Origin of the sequence: Nonomuraea sp. NPDC000554, assembly GCF_040300065.1 — a bacterium.
Classification (GTDB): Bacteria; Actinomycetota; Actinomycetes; order Streptosporangiales; family Streptosporangiaceae; genus Nonomuraea.
Window position 1 is genome coordinate 170,478 of record NZ_JBEPDC010000001.1, and the last position, 20,220, is coordinate 190,697.

The window sequence follows — 20,220 nt, forward strand, 5'->3', positions numbered from 1 at the left end:
ATGCGCAAGAGTTAGCTGCGCTAGGGTGCGACCGTCGTCGATCACCCCCCGTTCGAAGGAGACGCGACATGCGGTTCGGTGCACTAGGGCGCACCGCCCTGATTGGACTTGTGGCCACCCTTGTCATTACGGGGTGTTCCAGCTCAGATAGCAAGACCGGAGGCGCCACCAATGCCAATGGTCTTGAGAAGACGGACCTTCTGATCGGCGAGTACCCCGGAGCCGACGCCGCTCCGCTGTTCATCGCCATCGAGCGCGGCTTCTTCAAGGAGCAGGGCCTCAACGTCAAGACCGAGGCCATCCAGGCCCCGCAGGCGGTCCTGCCCAAGCTGGCCAACGGCAGCATGGACGTGGTGCTGGGCAGCTACCCGACCATCCTGTTCATCCAGGGCTCCGGTCAGGAGAAGTTCAAGTACATCGCCGACTCCTACCAGGGTGCGGCCGGGGCCTTCGGCGTGATGGTGCCGAAGAACTCGCCGATCAAGAAGGTCGCGGACCTGAAGGGCAAGAAGATCGGTGTTAACGCCACCACCGGTCTGGGAGTTCTCACCATGAACCCCCACCTCAAGATCGCCGGTCTCGACCCGAAGACGGACGTCCAATACGTTGTGGTACCGACCACGAACCAGCTGCAGTCGCTGGAGAAGGGTGACGTGGACGCGGTCTGGATGACCGACCCGTACGTCAGCGAGGCCAAGAACAAGCTCGGCGCGACCATGCTCCTCGACACCATGTCCGGTCCGACCGAGAGCCTGCCGATCACCGGATGGGCCGCCACCGAGAAGTGGGTGTCCGGCAACCCCAAGACGCTGGCCGCCTTCCAACGGGCCATGGCCAAGGCGCAGAACATCGCCGCCACCGACCGCAGCGCCGTGACGAAGATCCTGCCGACCTTCACCCAGATCCCGGCGGCGACCGCCGCCACGATCAACCTGGGCAACTACCCGACCACGCTGAGCCCCCAGCGCATCCAGCGGGTCGCGGACCTGATGCTCGAGTACGGCTTCATCAAGCAGAAGATCGACGTCAACTCGATGATCGTCGCCTCGCAGGGATGACGACGGCGACAACTCTGGCGCGCGGTGAGCGGTCCTCGCTCGCCCGCGCCAGGCTGGCCAAGCTCGCCCGCCACGCCATCGGCGTGGCGGCTTTTCTGCTCGTCTGGGAAGTCGTCGGCAGGACCGGCCTGGTCAAGTGGCTGCCCACCGCGTCGGACTCGCTGGCCAGGGCGATCGGCCTGGCGTTCGAGCCGGAGTTCCTCGGCGACCTGGTCTCCACGCTGACCGCCGCCGCGATCGGCCTCCCGCTCGCCGTGGTCGTCGCCGTGCCGGTGGGCCTGCTGCTCGGCACCGTGCCGGTCGTGGAGGAGATGACCCGGGCGATCGTCGAGTTCCTGCGGCCCATCCCCTCGATCGCGCTGATCCCGCTCGCGCTGTTCATCTTCCAGCCCGAGATCAACGCCAAGGTCGCGCTCATCGTCTACGCCTCCTCCTGGCCGATCCTGATCAACACTCTGTACGGCGTGCGCGACGTCGACCCGGTGGCCACCGACACGCTGCGCTCGTTCGGCTTCGGCTCGGGGGCCGTGGTCTGGCGGGTTTCGCTGCCGAGCGCCGCGCCGTTCATCTTCACCGGCATCCGGCTGGCCGCCTCGATCACGCTCATCCTGGCCATCAGCGTGGAGTACGTCGTCGGCGGCGCCGGCGGGCTCGGGGCCTTCCTCATCCAGGCGAGCACCGGCATCGGCGCCGACGCGATGATCGACGTGATCGCGACCCTGGTGTGGGCCGGGGCCATCGGGCTGGTCGTCAACACCCTGCTGCTGCGTGCCGAGCGGCGCCTGTTCAGGTGGCGGAACGCATGATCATGACCCTCGTCAAGCGCTTCTGGCTGATACCGGTGGTCCTCGTCGCCTGGGAGCTCGTCACCAAATCGGCCGCCAACCCGTACTTTCCCCCGCCCACGCAGATCGCGTCCCACATGTACGAGCTGTGGTTCTCCGGCCCGTACGTCCTCACCGATGAGGCGGTCCGCAACTGGGTTCCCAGCCTCGTCCGGGTGATCGGCTCGTGGAGCGCGGCCGTGGTCATCGGCGTCGCGCTCGGCGTCGCGATCGGCAGGATCGGGCAACTGGCCGACTACATCGACCCCCTGGTGGAGTTCGGCCGCGCCGTGCCGCCGCCCGCGATGCTCCCGGTCTTCCTGGTGCTGTTCACCATGGGCACGCAGGTGCAGGTGGCGACCATCATCTTCGGCATCATCTGGCCGATCCTGCTGAACTCCATCGACGGCGCGCGCAGCGTGGACCGTCTGCAGATCGAGACCGCCACCGTCTTCGGGGTCTCCGCGAGCCTGCGCTTCTTCCGGATCATCCTGCCCGCCGCTTCACCGAAGATCTTCGCCGGGCTGCGGCTGAGCGTGTCGCTCGCCCTGATCCTCATGGTGGTCTCCGAGCTCAAGGCCAGCACCGAGGGCATCGGCTACCTGCTCAGCCTGGCCAGCGACAACGTCGACTTCTCCGCCATCTGGGGCGGCGTGGTGGTGCTCGGGGTGCTCGGCTACGTACTCAACTCCCTGTTCCTCATGGCCGAGCGCCGCATGCTCAGGTGGCACCGCGGCGCCCGGCGTACCGCGTAGGAGGCCAATGTGACGGATCTGTTGCTGAAGAACGTGCGCGTGGTCACGCACGATCGGGACGAGCCCGTGCCCGCGGACATCGCCGTGACCGGCGGGCGGATCGACCGGGTCGGCCCCGGCCTGCCCACCGACGGCGTCGACGAGGTGATCGACGGCGACGGCAGGCTCGCCTTCCCCGGCGTCGTGGACGCCCACCAGCACTGGGGCATCTACAACCCGCTGCCGGAGGACTCGTCCTCGGAGAGCATGGCGAGCGCCCAGGGCGGCGTCACGACCGCGCTCACCTACATGCGCACCGGCCAGTACTACCTGAACAAGGGCGGCGCCTACGCCGACTTCTTCCCCGAGGTGCTGGCGCAGGCCGAGGGGCAGGCCTACATCGACTACGGCTTCCACCTCGCGCCGATGTCCAGCGGGCACATCGGCGAGCTGCCCGACCTGGTCGAGCGGTTCGGCGTGCCGTCCTTCAAGATCTTCATGTTCTACGGCGGGCACGGGCTGCACGGCCGCTCGGCCGACCAGAGCAGGTTCCTCATGCTGCCCGAGGGCGAGCGCTACGACTACGCGCACTTCGAGTTCGTGATGCGCGGCGTGCAGGCCGCCAGGGAGCGCTTCCCCAAGCTGGCCGACGAGATCTCGCTGTCGCTGCACTGCGAGACCGCCGAGATCATGACGGCCTACACCAAGCTGGTGGAGGAGGCGGGCGAGCTGTCCGGGCTGGCCGCCTACAGCGCCTCGCGGCCGCCGCACTCCGAGGGTCTGGCCGTCTTCATCGCCTCCTACCTGGCGCACGAGACCGGGCTGGGCAACGTCAACCTGCTGCACCTGTCGTCGCGCAAGGCGCTGGACGCGGCCATGCTGATGGCCAAGGCCTTCCCGCACATCAACTTCCGTCGCGAGGTCACGATCGGGCATCTGCTCGCCGACATCGACACGGCCAGCGGGCTCGGCGCCAAGGTGAACCCGCCGATCAGGCCGCGCGAGGACGTCGAAGCGCTGTGGCAGCACGTCCTGAACGGCAACGTCGACTGGGTGGTCAGCGACCACGCCTGCTGCCGGGAGGAGCTGAAGTTCGGCGAGCCGGCCGACGACGTGTTCCTGGCCAAGGCCGGTTTCGGCGGCGCCGAGTACCTGCTGCCCGGCCTGGTCACCGAGGGCGGCCGCCGTGACCTGTCGTACGGCCGGATCGCCGCGCTGACCGCGTGGAACCCGGCCCGCCGGTTCGGCCTGCGGACCAAGGGCACGATCGCGCCCGGGTTCGACGCCGACATCAGCCTGGTCGACCCCGACCAGGCGTGGACGGTGCGCGCGGCCGAGTCGGAGTCGACGCAGGAGTACACGCCGTTCGAGGGCTTCAAGCTCACGGCCAAGGTGACCGACACGTTCGTGCGGGGCAACCACGTGCTGGACTCCGGCAAGATCGTCGGCCGCCCGGTGGGACGGTACCTGTCCAGGCCGCTGGTCTGAGCCGATACCAGAATCAACCGCTTCGTAGGCAACATTTCGCCGCTTCGGTAGAGTCGCCGTGTTGTCTCCGGATTCCCCCTAAGGACATCCCTTGCTCGAGATAGACAACCTCACGCACGTGTACGGCAGCGGCCCCGGCGCCCACCGCGCCATCGACGGGCTGAGCCTGAGCGTCGCCGAAGGCGAGCTGCTGTGCATCGTCGGGCCGTCGGGGAGCGGGAAGTCCACACTGCTGCGCTCGATCGCCGGGCTGATCAAGCCGACGGGCGGCGAGATCCGGGTCGAGGGCACGCTGGTCAGCCAGACGCCCGACAACCTCGCGGTCGTCTTCCAGGACTACAGCCGCTCGCTGTTCCCCTGGATGTCGGTGGCCGACAACGTGGCGCTGCCGCTGCGGCGCAAGGGGATGGACAAGAAGGGCCGTCGCGAGGCGGCCGGCGAGGCGCTGGAGTCGGTGGGCCTGGCGGAGGCCGGGCGCAAGTACCCGTTCCAGCTCTCCGGCGGCATGCAGCAGCGGGTGGCGATCGCCAGGGCGCTGGCCTACCGTCCGACGCTCATGCTCATGGACGAGCCGTTCGGCTCGGTCGACGCGCAGACCCGCGAGGACCTCGAGGACCTCGTGCTGCAGGTGCGCGGCCACCACAAGATGACGATCGTGCTCATCACCCACGACATCGACGAGAGCGTGTACGTGGGCGACCGGGTGGTGGTCCTGTCCAAGGCCCCGGCGCGCGTGGTGGGCGACCTGAAGGTGGACCTCCCCGCGCCGCGTGACCAGATCACCACCAGGGAGCATCCCGACTTCGTGCATCTGCGCGCCGAGGTCGGGCGGCTGGTGCGCGGCGTCGAGTCGGAGACCACTCCCGCCTGAGGTCCCGGCTGAGGTCCCGCCTGAGGTCCCGCCTGACGAACGGCGAGTGCCGCCGGACTCCGGTCCGGCGGCACTCGGCGAAAGTCTTCTCGGCTCGTGTCAGGCAGGCGTGTGCATGTGGCGCGTCAGCGCGTGCTCCACGAGCGTGATCAGGGTGGACTTCACCGAGTCGCGTGCTCGGGCGTCCAGCCGCACGATGGGCGTGTGTGAGCCCAGTGACAGCGCTTCCCGGATCTCCTCCTCCTGGTGGGCGAATGTGCCGTCCCAGCCGTTGATGCCGATCACGAAGGGCAGCTTGGCCTCTTCGAAGTAGTCGATGGCGGGGAAGCTGTCAGCCAGACGACGGGTGTCGACCAGGACGACCGCGCCGATGGCGCCGCGTACCAGGTCGTCCCACATGAACCAGAACCGGTGCTGTCCGGGCGTGCCGAACAGGTACAGGATCAGGTCACGATCCAGCGAGACGCGGCCGAAGTCCATCGCCACGGTCGTCGTCGTCTTGTTCGGCGTGAGCGAGACGTCGTCGACGCCCGCCGACGCGTCCGTCATCACCGCTTCCGTGGTGAGCGGCAGGATCTCCGAGACCGCACCCACGAACGTCGTCTTTCCCACGCCGAAGCCGCCGGCCACGACGATCTTCGTCGAGGTGAGGCCGGGGCTAGAGCCTGCGAAGTCCACTGAGCACCCTTTCGAGCAAGTTGAGGTCCGGCTTTCCCGCGTCCAGCGCAGGCTGGTGCACGCGGATCAGGCCCTCGGACGCCATATCGGCGATCAGCACCCGGACCACGCCGAGAGGCTGGCGCAAAAGGGCGGAGATCTCAGCAACCGATCTGACGTTCCGGGTCAGCTGGATGATCGCCTGATACTCCGGACTAAGTAGTGAAATGTCTTGATATTCCGACGTCACGGAGGACACCAGCGCCTCCATGGCGAACTTCATCCGTGGGGCCGTGCGGCCACCGGTCACGGCGTAGGGCCGTACCAGGCTGCTCGGCTTCTGCGGACGTGGAGCCGCCGGATGCGGCGGAGTGTTATCACCAGCCCGACCTTGACCTGACACCATGATCTCCTGTCACCGCCCGGCTAGCGGGGGCGGGCCGCTTGCAGCTCGGCGCGGACGGCCGGGGTGAGCACCTGACCGGCGCGATCGACCAGCAGCGTCATCTGATAGGCCACCAACCCCATGTCACAGTCGGGCGCGGCAAGGACCGCCAAGCAGGACCCATCGCTGATCGACATGATCATCAGGAGCCCACGCTGCATCTCGATGACGGTCTGCGTCACCATGCCGCCCTCGAAGACCCGGGCGGCGCCCTGGGTCAGGCTGACCACACCGGAGGCCACCGCGGCGAGCTGGTCGGCCCGGTCCTTGGGGAAACCCTCGGAGAAAGCCAACGGCAGGCCGTCCGACGACACCACGACGGTGTGCGCGACGCCGGGCACATTGTTGACGAAGTCAGTGATCAGCCAACTGATGCCACGTGCTCCCTGGCTCAGTTCTCTCATTTGTCCTCCTCATTCTCTTCTCCGCGGGTGAACGCTCGGCCTTGGCGAACGCCCTGCTGGAAGCTGGAGAGCCGGCTCCGCAGCCGCTCGGGAGAGACCGGCGGCGCAGGAGACGTCGCCTCGGGCTCGGCCGGACTGGCCGTGCCCGGCACCAGGTTCGCCTTCGGCACGCGCCTCGGCAGACCTGAGGCGGTGGTGCCGCCCTGGGCGGGCTCGGCGGCGGCCTGCGCCGCCTGCCAGCCGCTGTCGGCGGGCGACGACCACGACGCGCCCGCACCCGACTGCCCGGGCTTGCGCTGCGGCAGCGCCGGTCGTTGCGCGGCCGGCGCCTCCGGCGGCGCGGAAAGCTCGGGCACCGCTTCCGGCTCCGGTTCGGGACGCGGCCTGAGCTCCTCCGGGTCGGGCCGGCGGAACCAGTCGGAGCCGACGGAGGAGAAGATCGGCAGGAACTCGTCGCTCTGCTCCTCGATCGGCGAGCTGCGCACCACGGGGAGCGGGCCGGTCAGGTCCTGCGAGGAGTAGTCGCCGGGGCCGAACGGGCTGTACGCGGAGTTCCCGTTCTGCTGTGCCTGCGGCTCCGCAGCGGGCCTGGGCGCGTCGCCGAACGACGGCCAGCGCGGCTCCTCGCCCGCGAACGGCGACCTGCGAGGCTCCTCACCGAACGCCGGACGACCCTGATCCTCACCGAACGCCGGGCGGGGCTGATCCTCGCCGAACGCCGGACGGTGGAGGTCGCCGAAGGACGGCCAGCGCGGCTCCTCCTTCATCGGAGGCGGCTCGGTCGCGAAGGACGGCCAGCGCGGCTCGTCCAGCGGAGGCGGCTGCTCGGCGAACGACGGCCACCTGGGCTCGTCCTGCTGCCTGGGCGGCTCGTCCGCGAAGGACGACCAGCGCGGCTCCTCCTGCTGCGCGGGCGAGTCGCCGAACGACCAGCCCGTGCTTCCCGGGGCGGGCAGCGTGCCCGGCCACTGGGTGTCGACGGGCATGTCGTCCTGGCTGCGGATGTCCGGCGTGTCGACGGCGGGCGGCGCGGCGAAGACGCCGGAGTTGTTCTGCGCCGGCTGGTCGAACAGGCTGCTCGGGTCGAACGTGGTGAAGGCGTCGTACTGGCTGCGCTGGTGCGGCACGTCCGGCTGCGAGCCGGCGATCAGCATGTCGGGCAGCACGACCAGGGCGCTCAGACCGCCGGTCTCGCGCATCCTGAGCTGGACCCTGACACCGTGGCGCAGGGCCAGGCGGCCGACCACGAACAGGCCCATGCGACGCGAGACGGCCACGTCCACGACGGGCGGGTTGGCCAGCCGCCAGTTGGCCTCGGCGAGTTCCTCCGGGCCCATGCCGATGCCCAGGTCGTTGATCGACACCAGCACTCCGCCCTCGGTGGGCGTGCTGCTGACCTGCACCTTGCTCTCGCGCGGCGAGAAGGAGATGGCGTTCTCGATCAGCTCGGCGAGCAGGTGCACGGCGTCGGTGACGGCGGGGCCGACGATCGAGATGTTCGACGGGATCTGGATCTGGACCCGCTCGTAGTTCTCGACCTCCGACAGCGAGGCGCGGGCGATGTCGACCAGCGGCACCGGCTCGCTCCACTTGCGCGCGGCCTCCTGGCCGGCGAGGACCAGCAGGTTCTCGCTGTTGCGGCGCATGCGGGTGGCCAGGTGGTCGAGGCGGAACAGGTTGGCGAGCCGGTCCTCGTCCTCCTCGCCCTGCTCCAGACCCTCGATCAGCTGCAGCTGCCGCTCGACCAGAGTCTGGCTGCGGCGGGAGAGGTTGACGAACATCGAGTTGACGTTGGTGCGCAGCTTGGCCTCGTCGCCGGCCAGCCTGATCGCCTCGCGGTGGACCTCGTCGAAGGCCCGGGCCACTTCCCCGATCTCGTCGCGGGTGTTGATGCCGATCGAGGGGACGTCCGGCACCTGGGCGCCGTCTCCGGACTCGCGCAGCACGCGGACCGTCTCGGGCAGCCGGGCGGTGGCCACCTGGAGCGCCTCGGCCCGCAGCCTGCGCAGCGGGCGGACCAGCGAGCCGGCGACCCGCGTGGTGAACACCAGGACGAGGAGCAGCAGGACCAGGATGGTGGCGCCGGAGACGATGGCGTTGCGCTGCTCGGTGTCGCTCAGCTCACGCGTCGTGGCCACGATGCCGGTGGCCAGGCCGTCCTCGACCTTGCGCATCGCGTTGGTGGTCTGCGAGGTGCTGTCGAACCAGGCGTTGATGTCGCGGCCGGGCGTGGTGATGTCCAGGTCCCTGATGCGGTGGTACTCGCGCTGCTGGGCCAGGGCGCGCTGGCGCATGGCGTCGGCGCGGTCGATCTCCGGGCCCCTGACGGCGTTGCGGTAGGTCTTGAGGTCCGCGGCGGAGGCTTCCTGGGTGAAGACGTCCTGCTCGGCCTGCTGCCTGTTCCACGAGCCGAGGAAGTCCGACAGGTCGTCGTAGTCGAGGTCGCGCTCGATCAGGGCGACGATCAGGATGACCTGCTGGCGCGAGACCTCCTCCTTCGCGCGCGAGAGCGCGACGAGGGCGGCCACGTCGCCCTGGAGGCCGTCGTCGCTGACGCCGGCGCCCAGGTCCTTCTGCAGGCCCGCGAGAACCTCGATCATCGTCGAGTAGGTGCGGACGGAGGCTCGGGGCGGGACGCTCGGGGCCGAGATCGAGTCACGCAGGCCGTCGAGGCCGTTCAGCCAGCGCCGCATGTTGTCGACGCTCTCGCGCACTCGGCTGGAGTGGGAGGCGTCGATGAAGGCGGCCGAGTCGAGTACCCGCTTCTTGGCGCTGTTGACGGCCTCGCGCTGGGTGCGGAGCGGGCCCATGCGGGCGCCTCGCCGGTTGTCGGCGAGGAACCACGCGGTGAGCGTGCGCTCCTTGCCGAGCTCGTGCGACAGCGCGCCGACGCGCTGGACCAGCTCGGCCACCTGGGTGAGCCGTCGGTACTCGGCGCTGGTGCCGATCGCGTTGGCCAACTGGACACCGGCGAGCAGCACACCCACGACGGTGGGGATGAGGATCAGCGCCACCAGCCTGGAGCGCACACGCCAGTTGCCCAGCCGGAACAGTCCGCCTGTGTACTCCCCCGACCTGGTATGCCTGGGGTTTTCCGTCCTCACTGAGTCTCGCAACCTCTCGCCGGTACGTGCTCGAAAAATCTGACACGCTTGGGGCGCATGGGATTATGTCGGGCCGGGTAATTGGAACACAACCCGTACCAGATCGGCCAACCGGACATACCCCATCAAATGCGACCAATGTGCCATGGACGTCGCATTTCGCCGCGCGTAATTTCAGGCCGGCCGGAAGGAGTCCCGCTCCGCCGGCGCCGCGTGCTTGACCATCAGATGCCGGGTGACCGAGTACTCCTGCACCGCTTCCTGGCTCATGTCCTTGCCGAACCCGCTGCCCTTGACACCGCCGTGCGGGGCCTCACTCGCGATGGGCAGGTGGTCGTTCACCCAGGTCACGCCCACATCCAGGCGGTGCGAGACGCGCATCGCCCTGGCCACGTCACGCGACCAGACCGAGGACGCCAGCCCGTAGCGCGTGTCGTTGGCGAGCCGGACGGCCTCGTCCTCGCCGTCGAACGGCAGGGCCACTAGGACCGGTCCGAAAAGTTCACCTTGGACGATCTCGCTGGCCTGCGCGACGTCCGCCACGAGTGTCGGCGGGTAGAAGAAGCCCGGCCCGTCGAGCGGCGCGCCACCGTGCACCACACGCCCGCCCGAGCGGGAGACGAAGCCGTGCACCCGGTCGCGGTGCGCAGCCGAGATCAGCGGGCCGATGTCGGTGGACGGGTCCCGCGGGTCGCCGACGGTGATGCCGGCGAGCGTCTCCCTGATCGCCTCCACCGCCTCGTCGTACACCTGGCGGGCCACGTAGACCCGGGTGGCGGCGGTGCAGTCCTGGCCGGTGTTGTAGGTGGCGCCCATGGCGACGCCGTGGGCCATCTCCGCCAGGTCGGCGTCCTCGAAGACCAGCGCAGGAGCCTTGCCGCCCAGTTCCAGGTGGACGCGCTTGAGCGTCTTCGCCGCGCCCGTCATCACGGCCCTGCCGGTCTCCGTCGAACCCGTGACGCTGACCATGTCCACGCCCGGGTCGGTGACCAGCGCCTCGCCCACCTCGGCGTCGCCGGTGACGGCCTGCACCAGCCCAGCGGGGGCGCCCGCCTTGGCGAACAGCTCCGCCAGCCGGAGCGTGGTGCGCGGCGTCTGCGGCGCCGGCTTGATGACCACCGCGTTGCCCGCGGCCACCGCCGGGCCGACCTTCCAGACGGCCATGACGAACGGGAAGTTCCACGGCGCGATCGACCCCACCACGCCGACCGGGCGGCGCAGCATGACCGAGGTGTAGCCACGGCTGAACACCCCGGCCCCCGAGCCCTCCAGCGAGCGCGCGGCGCCCGCGAAGAAGCGCAGGTTGTCGACGGCGAAGGGCAGCTCGCCGTCCCTGAAGACGGCGGCGGGCTTGCCCGTCTCCTCGACCTCCAGCCGGGTCAGCTCCTCGGCGTCGGCCTCGACCAGGTCGGCCAGCCGCAGCAGCAGCCGGGCCCGCTCGGCGGGCGTAGCCTCCGACCACTCGCCGAACGCCTCGCGCGCCTTCTGCACGACCGGCTCCACGGCCGCGACCGGGGTGTCGGGGACTTCGGCGCACGGAAGGCCGGTGGCGGGGTTGATCACTACACGCATGGGGGTTCTTTCCTCAGGTCGGCCCCGGCTCCTACTGGCCGAGCTGCTCGATCAGGTCGGCGGCCTTGCGCAGGCCGTCGCGGCGGCGGATCTCCTCGCCCGCGGCGGCCAACCGGGACCGCATCTCGGCGTCGCCGAGCAGGCGGTCGAGCGCGCCCGTCAGCTCCTCGTCGGTGAAGCCGTAGGTCGAGAGTCTGACACCATAGCCCAGTTCGTCCACCCGCTGGGCGTTGTCGTACTGGTCCCAGAAGAGCGGCAGCAGGATCATCGGCTTGCCGAAGTGCGCCGCCTCCGTGGTGGTGTTGTTGCCTCCGTGCGTGATGACCAGGTCACACATCGGAATGATCTTGGTCTGCGGGAGGAACTCGGCGCCCCACATGTTGTCGGCCAGCTTGATCTCCTCGTGCAGCGGGCCCTTGGAGACGATGTACTGGTGCGGGGTGCCGGCGAGCACGTCGATCACCCGCTGCATCAGCTCCACGTCCGACGAGCCGAGCGAGCCGAGGGAGAAGTAGACCAGCGCGCCCTCGCCGCGGGTGAACGGCAGCTCGAACGGCTCCTCGGTCTCGCGCACCGACGAGTCGAGCCGGTGCCAGCTCTCGCCCAGGGGGCGGGCGTCGGTGTAGTCGAGGATCTCCGGGTACACGTAGAGGTTCAGGTCGCCCTCGTGGATGAAGTCGAGGTCGGGCAGCGGCTCGGCGCCCTGCTCGACGCACCACTCGTTGAAGGCGTTCCACAGCTCGCGGTGGGTGCGCTCGTACTCGGCGCGGAAGGCCGCCCACTCGCCGCGGTGGTCGGCTGGCAGCCCGGAGAAGACCGGCGCGACGTTCTCGCCGCGCACCTCCAGCGGGTTGCAGGAGACGATGCGGACGAACTTCTTGCCCGTCGTGAGCAGCGCCGGGAACGTGATCACGTTGTCCTCGACGATGACGTCCGGCTGGACCCGCTCGATGATCGCCTTGAGCTGCGGCTCGCAGTACTTGACGCCGTCGATCAGCGACTCCCAGATCGGCTTCGTCACGGTCTCCAGCTGCTCGAGCGTGCTCTTGCGGTACTCGGGCGCGGTCTCGCGGATGAAGTCCTTCCAGAACTGCCCGGGGTCCTGCTCCTCGGCGTCCTCGGCCGGAGGGGCGAGGTCGACCAGGTCCTCCTCGAAGCCGAGCGCTTCCAGCTTGCCCTTCCACGACGCCTCCGCCGCGAAGACGACGCGGTGACCCCGGCGGCGCAGGATGTCGCCGATGCCGATGCTGTTGTTCGTCGGTCCGTAGGCGCTTTCAGGCATGAACAGGATGGTGAGAGACATCGAGCAACTCCGGGGGGGACGTCAGCTTTGAAGGGGAATTCAAATACTTGTCTAGCGGGAAGGTCAACTTCAAGGCACTATGGTCACGGCTTCCTGAACGACGCACAAACAAGGTGGTGAGCATGGCCCAGCGCAAGAGCCGTACGGACCGGCGCCTCGACCTCATCGAGGCCGCACGCAGGGCCATCATCCGCCACGGCATCGACGGCGTGCAGCTCTCGCACGTGGCCGAGGAGGCCGGGCTGACCTCCGGCGCCGTGCTCTACCACTACCCCGACCTGAGCGAGCTGCTGGTCGAGGCGCAGCACTCCGGGATGGAGCGCTTCTACGAGCAGCGGCTGCGCCAGCTCTCGACGCTCACCGACCCGGCGGAGAAGCTGGCCAAGACGATCAGGTCGGGGCTGCCCACCGGCTCGCTCGACCCCGACGTGCGGCTGCTCAACGAGCTCGGCGGGGCGGCGGGCCGCAACAGGGTGTACGGCGTGCTGCTCACGTCCCTGTACGACCGCCAGGTGTCGATGTACCAGTCGATCCTCGACACGGGGGCCGCGCTGGGGGTGTTCACGCTGCGCGGCGACTCGCTGACGATCGCGCGCAACCTGGTGGCGCTGGAGGACGCCTACGGCTACCGCATCACCGCCAGGCACCCGGTCATCGGCCCGGAGGAGGCGGCAGAGCTGATCCTCTCCTACGCGCGCACGGCGACGGGCCACGCCCTCGATCATTGACCCACCGGGATGATGACCGCGTCCCTGGCCTCCCACTGGAGCTTGACCTGGGCCCCCGGCTGCACGGTGCTCGCCCCCTGGACGGCCACCAGGACGGGCTTGACGTGTCCTGGCACGTCGATCGACAGGTGCGAGACGCCGCCGTAAAAGCTCACGTCCAGGACGCTGCCGTCGAGGCCGTCCGCGGCCTCCGCGTCGCCCAGCCTGATCTTCTCCGGGCGGACGCCCAGCAGCGCCTTGACGCCGTCCTCCAGGCCCTCCAGCGGAGTGCCGGGGAGCGAGCCGAAGTCCGGCGTCTGGAGGGCGTCGGCGCCGCCCGCCGTACCCTCGAAGAGGTTGTTGGCGCCGACGAAGTCGGCCACGAACCGGGTGCGGGGCCGCTCGTACAGGGCGACGGGCTCGTCCACCTGGCGGACCTGGCCGGTGTCGAAGACCGCGATGCGGTCGGCGAGCGACATGGCCTCCTCCTGGTCGTGGGTGACGACCACGAAGGTGATGCCGACCTCGTGCTGCAGCCGCTTGAGCTCCAGCTGCATGTCGGCGCGGACCTTCTTGTCGAGCGCCGACAGCGGCTCGTCCAGCAGGAGCAGCCGGGGCCGCTTGACGATCGAGCGGGCCAGCGCGACCCGCTGGCGCTGGCCGCCGGACAACTGCGCGGGCTTCCTGTCGCCGTGCGCCGACAGGCCCACGGTCTCCAGCACCTCGCCGACGCGCTGCTTGATCTCCTGGCGTGGCAGCTTCTCCTGCTCCAGGCCGTAGGCGACGTTCCTGGCCACGGTCATGTGCGGGAACAGCGCGTACGACTGGAACATCAGGCTGATCGGCCGCCGGTTCGGCGGCGTGGCGAGCAGGTCGTCGCCGTCGAGCGTCACCGTGCCGCTGTCGGGCGTCTCGAAGCCCGCCAGGATGCGGAGCAGGGTGGTCTTGCCGCAGCCCGAGGGGCCGAGCAGGGCGAAGAACTCGCCCTGCCCGATCTCCAGTGAGACGCCGTCGAGCGCGGTGACGTCGCCGAACCGGCGGGTGATCCCGTCAATCTTGAGCACGTGACTCCCCGATCTTGGTCATCCGCTGCCCGGCGATCACCGCCGTGAAGCTCACCAGGAGCAGGATCGCGGCCAGCGCGTTGATCTTCGGGGTCACCCCGAAACGAATCATTGAGTAGATGACGATCGGCAGCGTCTGTTCGGTGTTGCCGATCGTGAAGAAGGCGATGACGAACTCGTCCAGCGAGAGCGTGAACGCCAGCAGCGCGCCCGCCACGATGCCCGGCACGAGCTGCGGGAGCGTGACCCTCATGAAGGTGGTGACGGGTCCCGCGCCGAGGTCGCGGGAGGCCTCCTCCAGCGAGGTGTCGGTGTTCGTCAGCCTGGTGCGCACCACGGCGGCGACGAACGCCATCGAGAACAGCGCGTGCGACAGGACCACCGAGTAGAGGCCGAGCGTCAGCTTGATCGTGCCGTAGAAGATCAGCAGGCCGATCGCGATCACCAGGTCGGGCAGCACGGCGGGCATCAGCGCGAACGCGTCGAGCGCGCGCGACCGGGTGTGCCTGGCCAGGCCGACCGCCAGCAGCGTGCCGAGGACGGTCGCGATCACCGTCGAGCCGGCCGCCACGATCAGCGTGTTGACCAGTCCGTCCCTGACGCGCTCGTCCTGGGCCAGCTCGCCGTACCACTTGAGGCTGAACCCCTCGTAGGTGTACGCCGACTTGCCGGAGTTGAACGACATCACGACCAGCACCGCGATCGGCAGGTACAGGAAGGCGTACGTCAGCCAGAACGGGATCTGGAGCAGTTTGAACCTACGCACGACGGGCCGCCCATGCCTGCACGACGAGCAGCACGATCAGCACCGCCACGAGCGCCAGCGCCAGCGTGGAGCCGAACGGCCAGTCGCGCGCCTTGAGGAACTCGGTGCGGATCAGGTTGCCCACCATCACCGTCTTGCCTCCGCCGAGCATCTCCGGAATGACGAAGTTGCCGAAGCTGGGCACGAACACGAACAGGCAGCCGGTCAGCACGCCCGGCACGGTCAGCGGCAGCGTCACCTTGCGGAACGTGGTGAACGCCGACGCGCCCAGGTTCGCGGACGCCTCGCGCAGCTGCGGGTCGAGCTTCTCGATCGTCGCGTACAGCGGCAGCACCATCAGCGGCAGGTAGGAGTAGAGCAGTCCGGTGACGATGGTCCCCTGGTTGTACAGCAGCTCGAACGGGCCCAGGCCCAACGCCTTGAGCCCGGAGTTCACCAGGCCGGGCCCGCTGAGCAGGATGATCCAGGCGTAGACGCGGATGATGAAGTTCGTCCAGAACGGCAGCACGATCGCGATCAGCGCGATCGTCTTCCACTTCTGCGGCAGCTGGGCGATCAGGTAGGCCGTCGGGTAGCCGAGCGCCAGCGCGATCAGCGTGGTGAGACCGGCGATCTTCAGCGAGCTGCCGACGACGTCCAGGTAGAGCGGGTCGAACAGGCGGGTGAAGTTCTCGGTGGTGAACTCGTAGACGACGCCACCGAAACGTCCGCGCTGGAAGACCGTGTAGCTGAGCACCAGCGCCAGCGGCACCAGCAGGAGCACGATCAGGTATGTCAGGCCGGGCGCCAGGAAGGTGACCGCGGCGAGGGGGCCGCCAGGCCGGCCCGCCTTCCGGCCACGCTTCCCGCGCGCGGGCCTGGCGTCCCCCGAGGGGGACGCCGGCCTGGCCTCGGTTTCTGCCTTCACTGCACTACTTCTACTTCGCCCCGACCTCGGTCTGGAGGCGGGTGAACTTCGTTGACGCCTGCCCCAGGTCGATGATCGACTCGCCGTTGAGCAGCTCGGCCGGCTTGATCCCCAGCAGCGAACCCTTGGCGATCTTCACCTGGTCCATGGCCGCCTTGTTCGGGACCTTGTAGTTGATGTTCTCGGCCGCCCAGCTGTGGATCGCGGGGTCGAGGATGTAGTTGATCAGGGCGTGCGCCGCCTCCTTGTTCTTGGAGGACTTCATGATCACCATGGTGTCCACCCAGAGGTCGCTGCCCTCCTTCGGCACCACGAACTTGATGTTCTGCTTCTCGTCGGTGGTGGGGCACCAGCCGTCCCACGCCTCGACCATCATGGCCTCGCCCGACTTCAGCTTGTCGCCGAAGGTGGTGTCGTCGTAGCCGAGCAGGTGCGGCTTGGCGTCCATCAGGAGCTGCTTGGCCTTGGCGATCTCGTCGTCCTTGTCGGTGTTGACCGAGTAGTGGAGCGCCTTGAGCGCGGGCAGGGCCAGCCAGCGCTCCGTGGTCATCATCGTGACCTTCTTCTCGGCCCAGGACGGCGGCTTGAGGATGTCGTTCCAGCTCGTCGGCGGCGACTTCACCAGGTCGCTGCGGTAGCAGATGCCCGTCGTGCCCCAGGTGTAGGGGACGGAGTACTTGTTGCCCTTGTCGTAGGAGAGCTGGGTGGCCTCGGGGTAGAGGTTGGCCAGGTTGGGGATCAGCTCCGGGTGGATCGGCTCCAGCAGGCCCTGCGCGTTCAGCGCCTGCGCGTACTGACCCGACACGAACGCCACGTCGATGCCGCTGTCGCCGTTGGCGGTCAGCTTGGTCATCGCCTCTTCGTTGGTGGCGTGCAGAGCGATCTTCATGTCGGAGACCTTGAGCTTCTCCTTGACCTTCTCAGGAAGCTCCTTGGGCGTGTAGCCGTCCCACACCGTGATGCTCAGCGACTGCTTCGACAGGTCGGCGTTCGGGTTGAGCTGGTCAGCCGTCGCCTGGGGCGCGCTCTCCGCGCTGTTTGACGACTCACCGCCGCACGCCGCTGCGGCGAGCGCGAGGCCGGCCACCGCGACGACGGCCGGCAGACGACGGGTGATCCGGGTACGGAACACGTCCGCTACTCCTTCTGAATTGCGATGGACGAGAGGGCGCGATCAACCGGGCACGGCAGACCAGACCAGGAGTGTTGCAGCAGAAATCAACATGGGCAAGACTTTTCCGGACATTGTCACCAGGAAGTTTGATCACAGTGTTGAATCCGGATTCAATATGGAAGCGGCTGACCTCTCTCGGTGAGACCCCCCTCACCGCCCGGGACCGCGGGCTGACCACCGCGCTCCTCACCGGTCTGGCACGTTCCGGCACCGAGGTGCCGCCGCCGTTCGCCGTCCGCCGGTTCCGTGCCCTGCCAACCTTCTCGTACGAAGGTCGCGAACTCCACACTGGGGCCCCCGCTGAACGAGATTTCGGTGAACACGTGGACCAGACGAACTACTCCGTCGTGGTGGGCGAGCAGGTGGTGGTCAAATGGCTCACACCGCCGGTGGCGATGCCCCATCCGGCCCCGGAAATCCTCGCCCATCTCGTTGAGGTCGGCTTCAACGACACCGCTCCGCCCTACGCCGCCCTCACCTGCGTGGACGGAGATCAGGAGACCCTCCTGGCGCTCGCCACGGGCTACCTCCCCGGCGCCAGGGACGGCTGGGAGTGGTGCGTGGACGAGGCGGAGGCCGCCCGCACCGCCTTCGCCGCCGAACTCGGCCGCCTCGCCGCCGACCTCCACCTCGCCCTGTCCACCCTGCGCCCCTCCACCGACATGGGCGGCACGGCGAACAGCGCAGCAGGCCGGGCGGCGGGCGGCGTCGCCGATCGTGCGGCGCGGGCCGTTGACGAGGCGCTGGCCCTCACCGACGGCGAGGACGGCCGGTGGCTGGCGTCGAAGGCCGCGGAGCTGAGGCGCGGGCTGGCCCCGCTGCGGGACGGCGTCACCACTCCCCTCATCCGCATCCACGGCGACCTGCACGTGGGCCAGATCCTCCAGTGGCGCGACGGCTACGCCGTGATCGACTTCGACGGCAACCCGACCGTCACCGACGCGGAGCCGTACCAGCCGGCCGCCCGGGACGTGGCCCAGCTGACCACGAGCCTGGAGCACGTGGCACAGGTGGCCGTCAAACGGCGAGGCGTCCCGGCGGACCAGGCCGCCGCCTGGGCGCGGGAGGCACGCGCGGTGACGCTGGACGCCTACCGGGCACGCCTGGCCGAGCGCGGCAGGCCGGAGTTGCTGGACGAGTCGCTGCTGCGCCCGTTCGAGATCGAGCAGGAGTGCCGCGAGCTGATCTACGCGGCCCGCCACCTGCCTCGCTGGCGCTACGCCCCCATGGGCGTGCTGCGCGCCTGGTACCAGGACGACACCCGATGAACCCCGCCCTCGACCAGGCCGGACACCAAGAGGAGACCCCATGAACCCCGAGCTCTACCTGGCCGATCTGGAGGCCAAGCCCGCCGCCCTGGCCGCGCTGGCCGACGCGCTGGACGCGGCCGACCCGTTCGACGCGCTCCCGGAGGGCGTCCGCCGGGTGCTCTTCCTCGGCATGGGCAGCTCGCGTTACGCCGCTGGTGTGGCCGCGCTGCGGCTGCGTGCCGCGGGCGTGGACGCGTACGCCGAGTACGCGTCCGCCTCGGCGACCTTCCCGCCGGGGCCGGAGACGCTGGTCGTGCCCATCTCGGCGACCGGCGGCAGCCGGGAGACGCTGGACGCCGTGGCACGCTACACGGGCCGCGAGTCGTTCGTGGCGGCGCTCACCAACGACCCCGACTCACCGATCGCGCAGGACGCCGACCTGGTGGTCCCGATGCTCGCGGGCCAGGAGCGCGGCGGCGTGGCCTGCCGGACGTTCCAGCACACGCTCGCCCTCCTGCTCGCGCTGGAGTCGCGCCTGACCGGGTCCCGGCGCGACGTGGCCGCCCTGGTGCGGCGGAGCGCCGAGGCCACCGCCGACCTCCTCGACCGCCGGGACCAGTGGCTCCCGACGGCGCTGGAACTGCTCGACGGCCCGCACGGCGTCTACGCGATCGCCCCCGCCGAGCGCCTGTCGTCGGCCCAGCAGTCGGCCCTGATGTTCCGCGAGGGCCCGCGCCGCCCGGCCGACGCCTGCGAGGCGGGCGACTGGTCGCACGTGGACGTCTACCTCACCAAGACCCTCGACTACCGGGCCATCCTCTACCCCGGTTCGCGCTACGACGAGCAGGCCATGGACTGGGTCCGCCAGCGCGGCTCGACCGTCCTGACCGTGGGCGCGGACGTCAAGGACGCGGCCGCCGCGGTCCACTACCGGCACGAGGAGGACGCCGACGTGGCCCTGCTGACGGAGACGCTGGTGGCAGAGCTGGTGGCCGCCCACTGGTGGAGCCGGTAACCGTCAGGGGTGTGTCCTGGCCATGAGGGCGTGCTCGACCAGCGAGATGAGCGTGCTCTTGACGGCCTGGCGGGCGCGCGCGTCCGTGCGGACGATCGGGACGTGCGGCGAGAGCGTGAGCGCCTCCCGCACGTCGTGCTCGCCGTGCGGGAACTCCCCGTTCCAGCCGTTCAGCCCGACGACGAACGGCACCTTGGCGTTCTCGAAGTAGTCGACGGCGGGGAAGCTGTCGGCCAGCCGCCGCGAGTCGACCAGGACGACCGCGCCGACGGCCCCGCGCACCAGGTCGTCCCACATGAACCAGAACCGGTGCTGACCTGGGGTGCCGAACAGGTAGAGGATCAGGTCGTGGTCGAGGGAGAGGCGGCCGAAGTCCATGGCCACGGTGGTGGTGGTCTTGCCCGGCGTGCGCGCCAGGTCGTCGATGCCGGCCGAGGCGTCGGTCATCAGCGCCTCGGTGGTCAACGGCATGATCTCCGACACCGAGCCGACGAACGTGGTCTTGCCGACGCCGAACCCGCCGGCGACGACGATCTTCGTCGAGGCGAGCCCACTAGAGCCTCCGAAGTCCACTGAGCACCCTTTCGAGCAGGCTCCTGTCGGGCAGGCCCGCTTCCAACTGCGGCTGGTAGACCCGTACCAGCCCTTCCGCCTCCATGTCCGCCACCAGCACCCGGGCGACGCCGAGCGGGATCGCGAGCAACGCGGAGATCTCCGCCACCGACCGTACCTGACGGCACAGTTCGCTTATCGCACGGTACTCCCTCGTGAACGCCATGCCCAGCTGAGCGGACGTCGCCGAGGACACCAGCGCCTCCATGGCCAGCCCGCTCCGCGGGGCCGTACGGCCGCCGGTGACCGCATACATCCGGACCAG

The 20,220-nt window shown here is 69.3% G+C and carries 20 protein-coding genes; 8 read left to right on the plus strand and 12 right to left on the minus strand.

Annotation, left to right across the window (positions count from 1 at the left end):
* The first annotated feature begins 110 nt into the window (after nucleotides 1-110).
* The 5 genes from ABT294_RS01005 to ABT294_RS01025 all read left to right on the plus strand — a co-directional run bounded on the left by ABT294_RS01005 (nucleotide 111) and on the right by ABT294_RS01025 (nucleotide 4,975).
* The gene (locus tag ABT294_RS01005; RefSeq protein ID WP_350802622.1) at nucleotides 111-1,058 is read left to right on the plus strand and encodes an ABC transporter substrate-binding protein; all 948 of its coding nucleotides are present in this window, start codon (nucleotides 111-113) and stop codon (nucleotides 1,056-1,058) included.
* Nucleotides 1,055-1,864, plus strand: coding sequence for an ABC transporter permease (locus ABT294_RS01010; RefSeq protein ID WP_350802623.1), 810 nt, complete (start codon nucleotides 1,055-1,057; stop codon nucleotides 1,862-1,864). The genes ABT294_RS01005 and ABT294_RS01010 overlap by 4 nt, the downstream gene beginning before the upstream one ends.
* On the plus strand, nucleotides 1,861-2,637 hold the full coding sequence (locus ABT294_RS01015; RefSeq protein WP_350802625.1) for an ABC transporter permease: 777 nt from the start codon (nucleotides 1,861-1,863) through the stop codon (nucleotides 2,635-2,637). Before ABT294_RS01010 ends, ABT294_RS01015 begins: the two co-directional genes overlap by 4 nt.
* 9 nt (nucleotides 2,638-2,646) lie before the next feature.
* Entirely contained in the window at nucleotides 2,647-4,104 is a 1,458-nt protein-coding gene (locus ABT294_RS01020) for a dihydroorotase (protein WP_350802628.1), read from the plus strand.
* Between the two features lie 91 nt (nucleotides 4,105-4,195).
* Nucleotides 4,196-4,975 carry an ABC transporter ATP-binding protein gene (locus tag ABT294_RS01025; RefSeq protein ID WP_350802629.1) on the plus strand — a complete coding sequence of 260 codons (780 nt, stop codon included), beginning with the start codon at nucleotides 4,196-4,198 and terminating at the stop codon, nucleotides 4,973-4,975.
* Nucleotides 4,976-5,074: 99 nt separating this feature from the next.
* Here the strand turns inward: ABT294_RS01025 and ABT294_RS01030 are convergent, their stop codons facing one another.
* The 6 genes from ABT294_RS01030 to ABT294_RS01055 form a co-directional block, all read right to left on the minus strand.
* Nucleotides 5,075-5,653 (minus strand): GTP-binding protein, encoded by a 579-nt coding sequence (locus tag ABT294_RS01030; protein ID WP_350802630.1) that lies wholly within the window; start codon nucleotides 5,651-5,653, stop codon nucleotides 5,075-5,077.
* Nucleotides 5,634-6,038 carry a DUF742 domain-containing protein gene (locus ABT294_RS01035; RefSeq protein ID WP_350802631.1) on the minus strand — a complete coding sequence of 135 codons (405 nt, stop codon included), beginning with the start codon at nucleotides 6,036-6,038 and terminating at the stop codon, nucleotides 5,634-5,636. The genes ABT294_RS01030 and ABT294_RS01035 overlap by 20 nt, the downstream gene beginning before the upstream one ends.
* Nucleotides 6,039-6,058: 20 nt before the next feature.
* Nucleotides 6,059-6,481, minus strand: coding sequence for a roadblock/LC7 domain-containing protein (locus ABT294_RS01040; RefSeq protein ID WP_502911934.1), 423 nt, complete (start codon nucleotides 6,479-6,481; stop codon nucleotides 6,059-6,061).
* Nucleotides 6,478-9,585: a sensor histidine kinase gene (locus ABT294_RS01045; protein ID WP_350802632.1), complete on the minus strand. Its 3,108-nt coding sequence runs from the start codon at nucleotides 9,583-9,585 to the stop codon at nucleotides 6,478-6,480. The genes ABT294_RS01040 and ABT294_RS01045 overlap by 4 nt, the downstream gene beginning before the upstream one ends.
* Before the next feature lie 174 nt (nucleotides 9,586-9,759).
* Nucleotides 9,760-11,157, minus strand: a complete 1,398-nt coding sequence (locus ABT294_RS01050; RefSeq protein ID WP_350802633.1) for an aminobutyraldehyde dehydrogenase — start codon at nucleotides 11,155-11,157, stop codon at nucleotides 9,760-9,762.
* 31 nt (nucleotides 11,158-11,188) lie between these two features.
* Nucleotides 11,189-12,439: a nucleotide disphospho-sugar-binding domain-containing protein gene (locus ABT294_RS01055; protein ID WP_350802635.1), complete on the minus strand. Its 1,251-nt coding sequence runs from the start codon at nucleotides 12,437-12,439 to the stop codon at nucleotides 11,189-11,191.
* 143 nt (nucleotides 12,440-12,582) lie between these two features.
* On the opposite strand from ABT294_RS01055, the gene ABT294_RS01060 reads away from it, so the two are divergent.
* Complete coding sequence (locus ABT294_RS01060; protein WP_350802636.1) at nucleotides 12,583-13,188, plus strand: TetR/AcrR family transcriptional regulator; 606 nt, start codon at nucleotides 12,583-12,585, stop codon at nucleotides 13,186-13,188.
* Here the strand turns inward: ABT294_RS01060 and ABT294_RS01065 are convergent.
* Genes ABT294_RS01065 through ABT294_RS01080 form a run of 4 tightly spaced genes read right to left on the minus strand, consistent with a single transcriptional unit; the run spans nucleotide 13,182 to nucleotide 17,036 of the window.
* Nucleotides 13,182-14,231 carry an ABC transporter ATP-binding protein gene (locus ABT294_RS01065; protein WP_350802637.1) on the minus strand — a complete coding sequence of 350 codons (1,050 nt, stop codon included), beginning with the start codon at nucleotides 14,229-14,231 and terminating at the stop codon, nucleotides 13,182-13,184. The genes ABT294_RS01060 and ABT294_RS01065 overlap by 7 nt on opposite strands.
* On the minus strand, nucleotides 14,218-14,997 hold the full coding sequence (locus ABT294_RS01070; protein WP_350802638.1) for an ABC transporter permease: 780 nt from the start codon (nucleotides 14,995-14,997) through the stop codon (nucleotides 14,218-14,220). The genes ABT294_RS01065 and ABT294_RS01070 overlap by 14 nt, the downstream gene beginning before the upstream one ends.
* A complete protein-coding gene (locus tag ABT294_RS01075; protein WP_350802640.1) occupies nucleotides 14,990-15,904 on the minus strand; it encodes an ABC transporter permease in 915 nt (304 codons plus the stop codon). The genes ABT294_RS01070 and ABT294_RS01075 overlap by 8 nt, the downstream gene beginning before the upstream one ends.
* A 10-nt stretch (nucleotides 15,905-15,914) precedes the next feature.
* Nucleotides 15,915-17,036, minus strand: coding sequence for a polyamine ABC transporter substrate-binding protein (locus tag ABT294_RS01080; RefSeq protein ID WP_350802641.1), 1,122 nt, complete (start codon nucleotides 17,034-17,036; stop codon nucleotides 15,915-15,917).
* Nucleotides 17,037-17,401: 365 nt separating this feature from the next.
* Here ABT294_RS01080 and ABT294_RS01085 point away from each other — a divergent pair, with 365 nt between their 5' ends.
* Entirely contained in the window at nucleotides 17,402-18,346 is a 945-nt protein-coding gene (locus ABT294_RS01085; protein ID WP_350802642.1) for a hypothetical protein, read from the plus strand.
* Between the two features lie 40 nt (nucleotides 18,347-18,386).
* Nucleotides 18,387-19,343, plus strand: coding sequence for an SIS domain-containing protein (locus ABT294_RS01090; RefSeq protein WP_350802643.1), 957 nt, complete (start codon nucleotides 18,387-18,389; stop codon nucleotides 19,341-19,343).
* Nucleotides 19,344-19,346: 3 nt separating this feature from the next.
* On the opposite strand, the gene ABT294_RS01095 is transcribed toward ABT294_RS01090, so the two are convergent.
* The gene (locus ABT294_RS01095; protein WP_350802644.1) at nucleotides 19,347-19,916 is read right to left on the minus strand and encodes a GTP-binding protein; all 570 of its coding nucleotides are present in this window, start codon (nucleotides 19,914-19,916) and stop codon (nucleotides 19,347-19,349) included.
* Nucleotides 19,897-20,211 (minus strand): DUF742 domain-containing protein, encoded by a 315-nt coding sequence (locus ABT294_RS01100; protein WP_350803329.1) that lies wholly within the window; start codon nucleotides 20,209-20,211, stop codon nucleotides 19,897-19,899. Before ABT294_RS01100 ends, ABT294_RS01095 begins: the two co-directional genes overlap by 20 nt.
* Between the last annotated feature and the right edge of the window lie 9 nt (nucleotides 20,212-20,220).

Coding starts and splice junctions, on each gene's coding strand:
- ABT294_RS01090 (WP_350802643.1), top strand. CDS start 18,387: ATGAACCCCGAGCTCTACCTGGCCGATCTGGAGGCCAAGCCCGCCGCC.
- ABT294_RS01060 (WP_350802636.1), top strand. CDS start 12,583: ATGGCCCAGCGCAAGAGCCGTACGGACCGGCGCCTCGACCTCATCGAG.
- ABT294_RS01015 (WP_350802625.1), top strand. CDS start 1,861: ATGATCATGACCCTCGTCAAGCGCTTCTGGCTGATACCGGTGGTCCTC.
- ABT294_RS01055 (WP_350802635.1), bottom strand. CDS start 12,439: ATGCCTGAAAGCGCCTACGGACCGACGAACAACAGCATCGGCATCGGC.
- ABT294_RS01040 (WP_502911934.1), bottom strand. CDS start 6,481: ATGAGAGAACTGAGCCAGGGAGCACGTGGCATCAGTTGGCTGATCACT.
- ABT294_RS01050 (WP_350802633.1), bottom strand. CDS start 11,157: ATGCGTGTAGTGATCAACCCCGCCACCGGCCTTCCGTGCGCCGAAGTC.
- ABT294_RS01035 (WP_350802631.1), bottom strand. CDS start 6,038: ATGGTGTCAGGTCAAGGTCGGGCTGGTGATAACACTCCGCCGCATCCG.
- ABT294_RS01100 (WP_350803329.1), bottom strand. CDS start 20,211: ATGTATGCGGTCACCGGCGGCCGTACGGCCCCGCGGAGCGGGCTGGCC.
- ABT294_RS01010 (WP_350802623.1), top strand. CDS start 1,055: ATGACGACGGCGACAACTCTGGCGCGCGGTGAGCGGTCCTCGCTCGCC.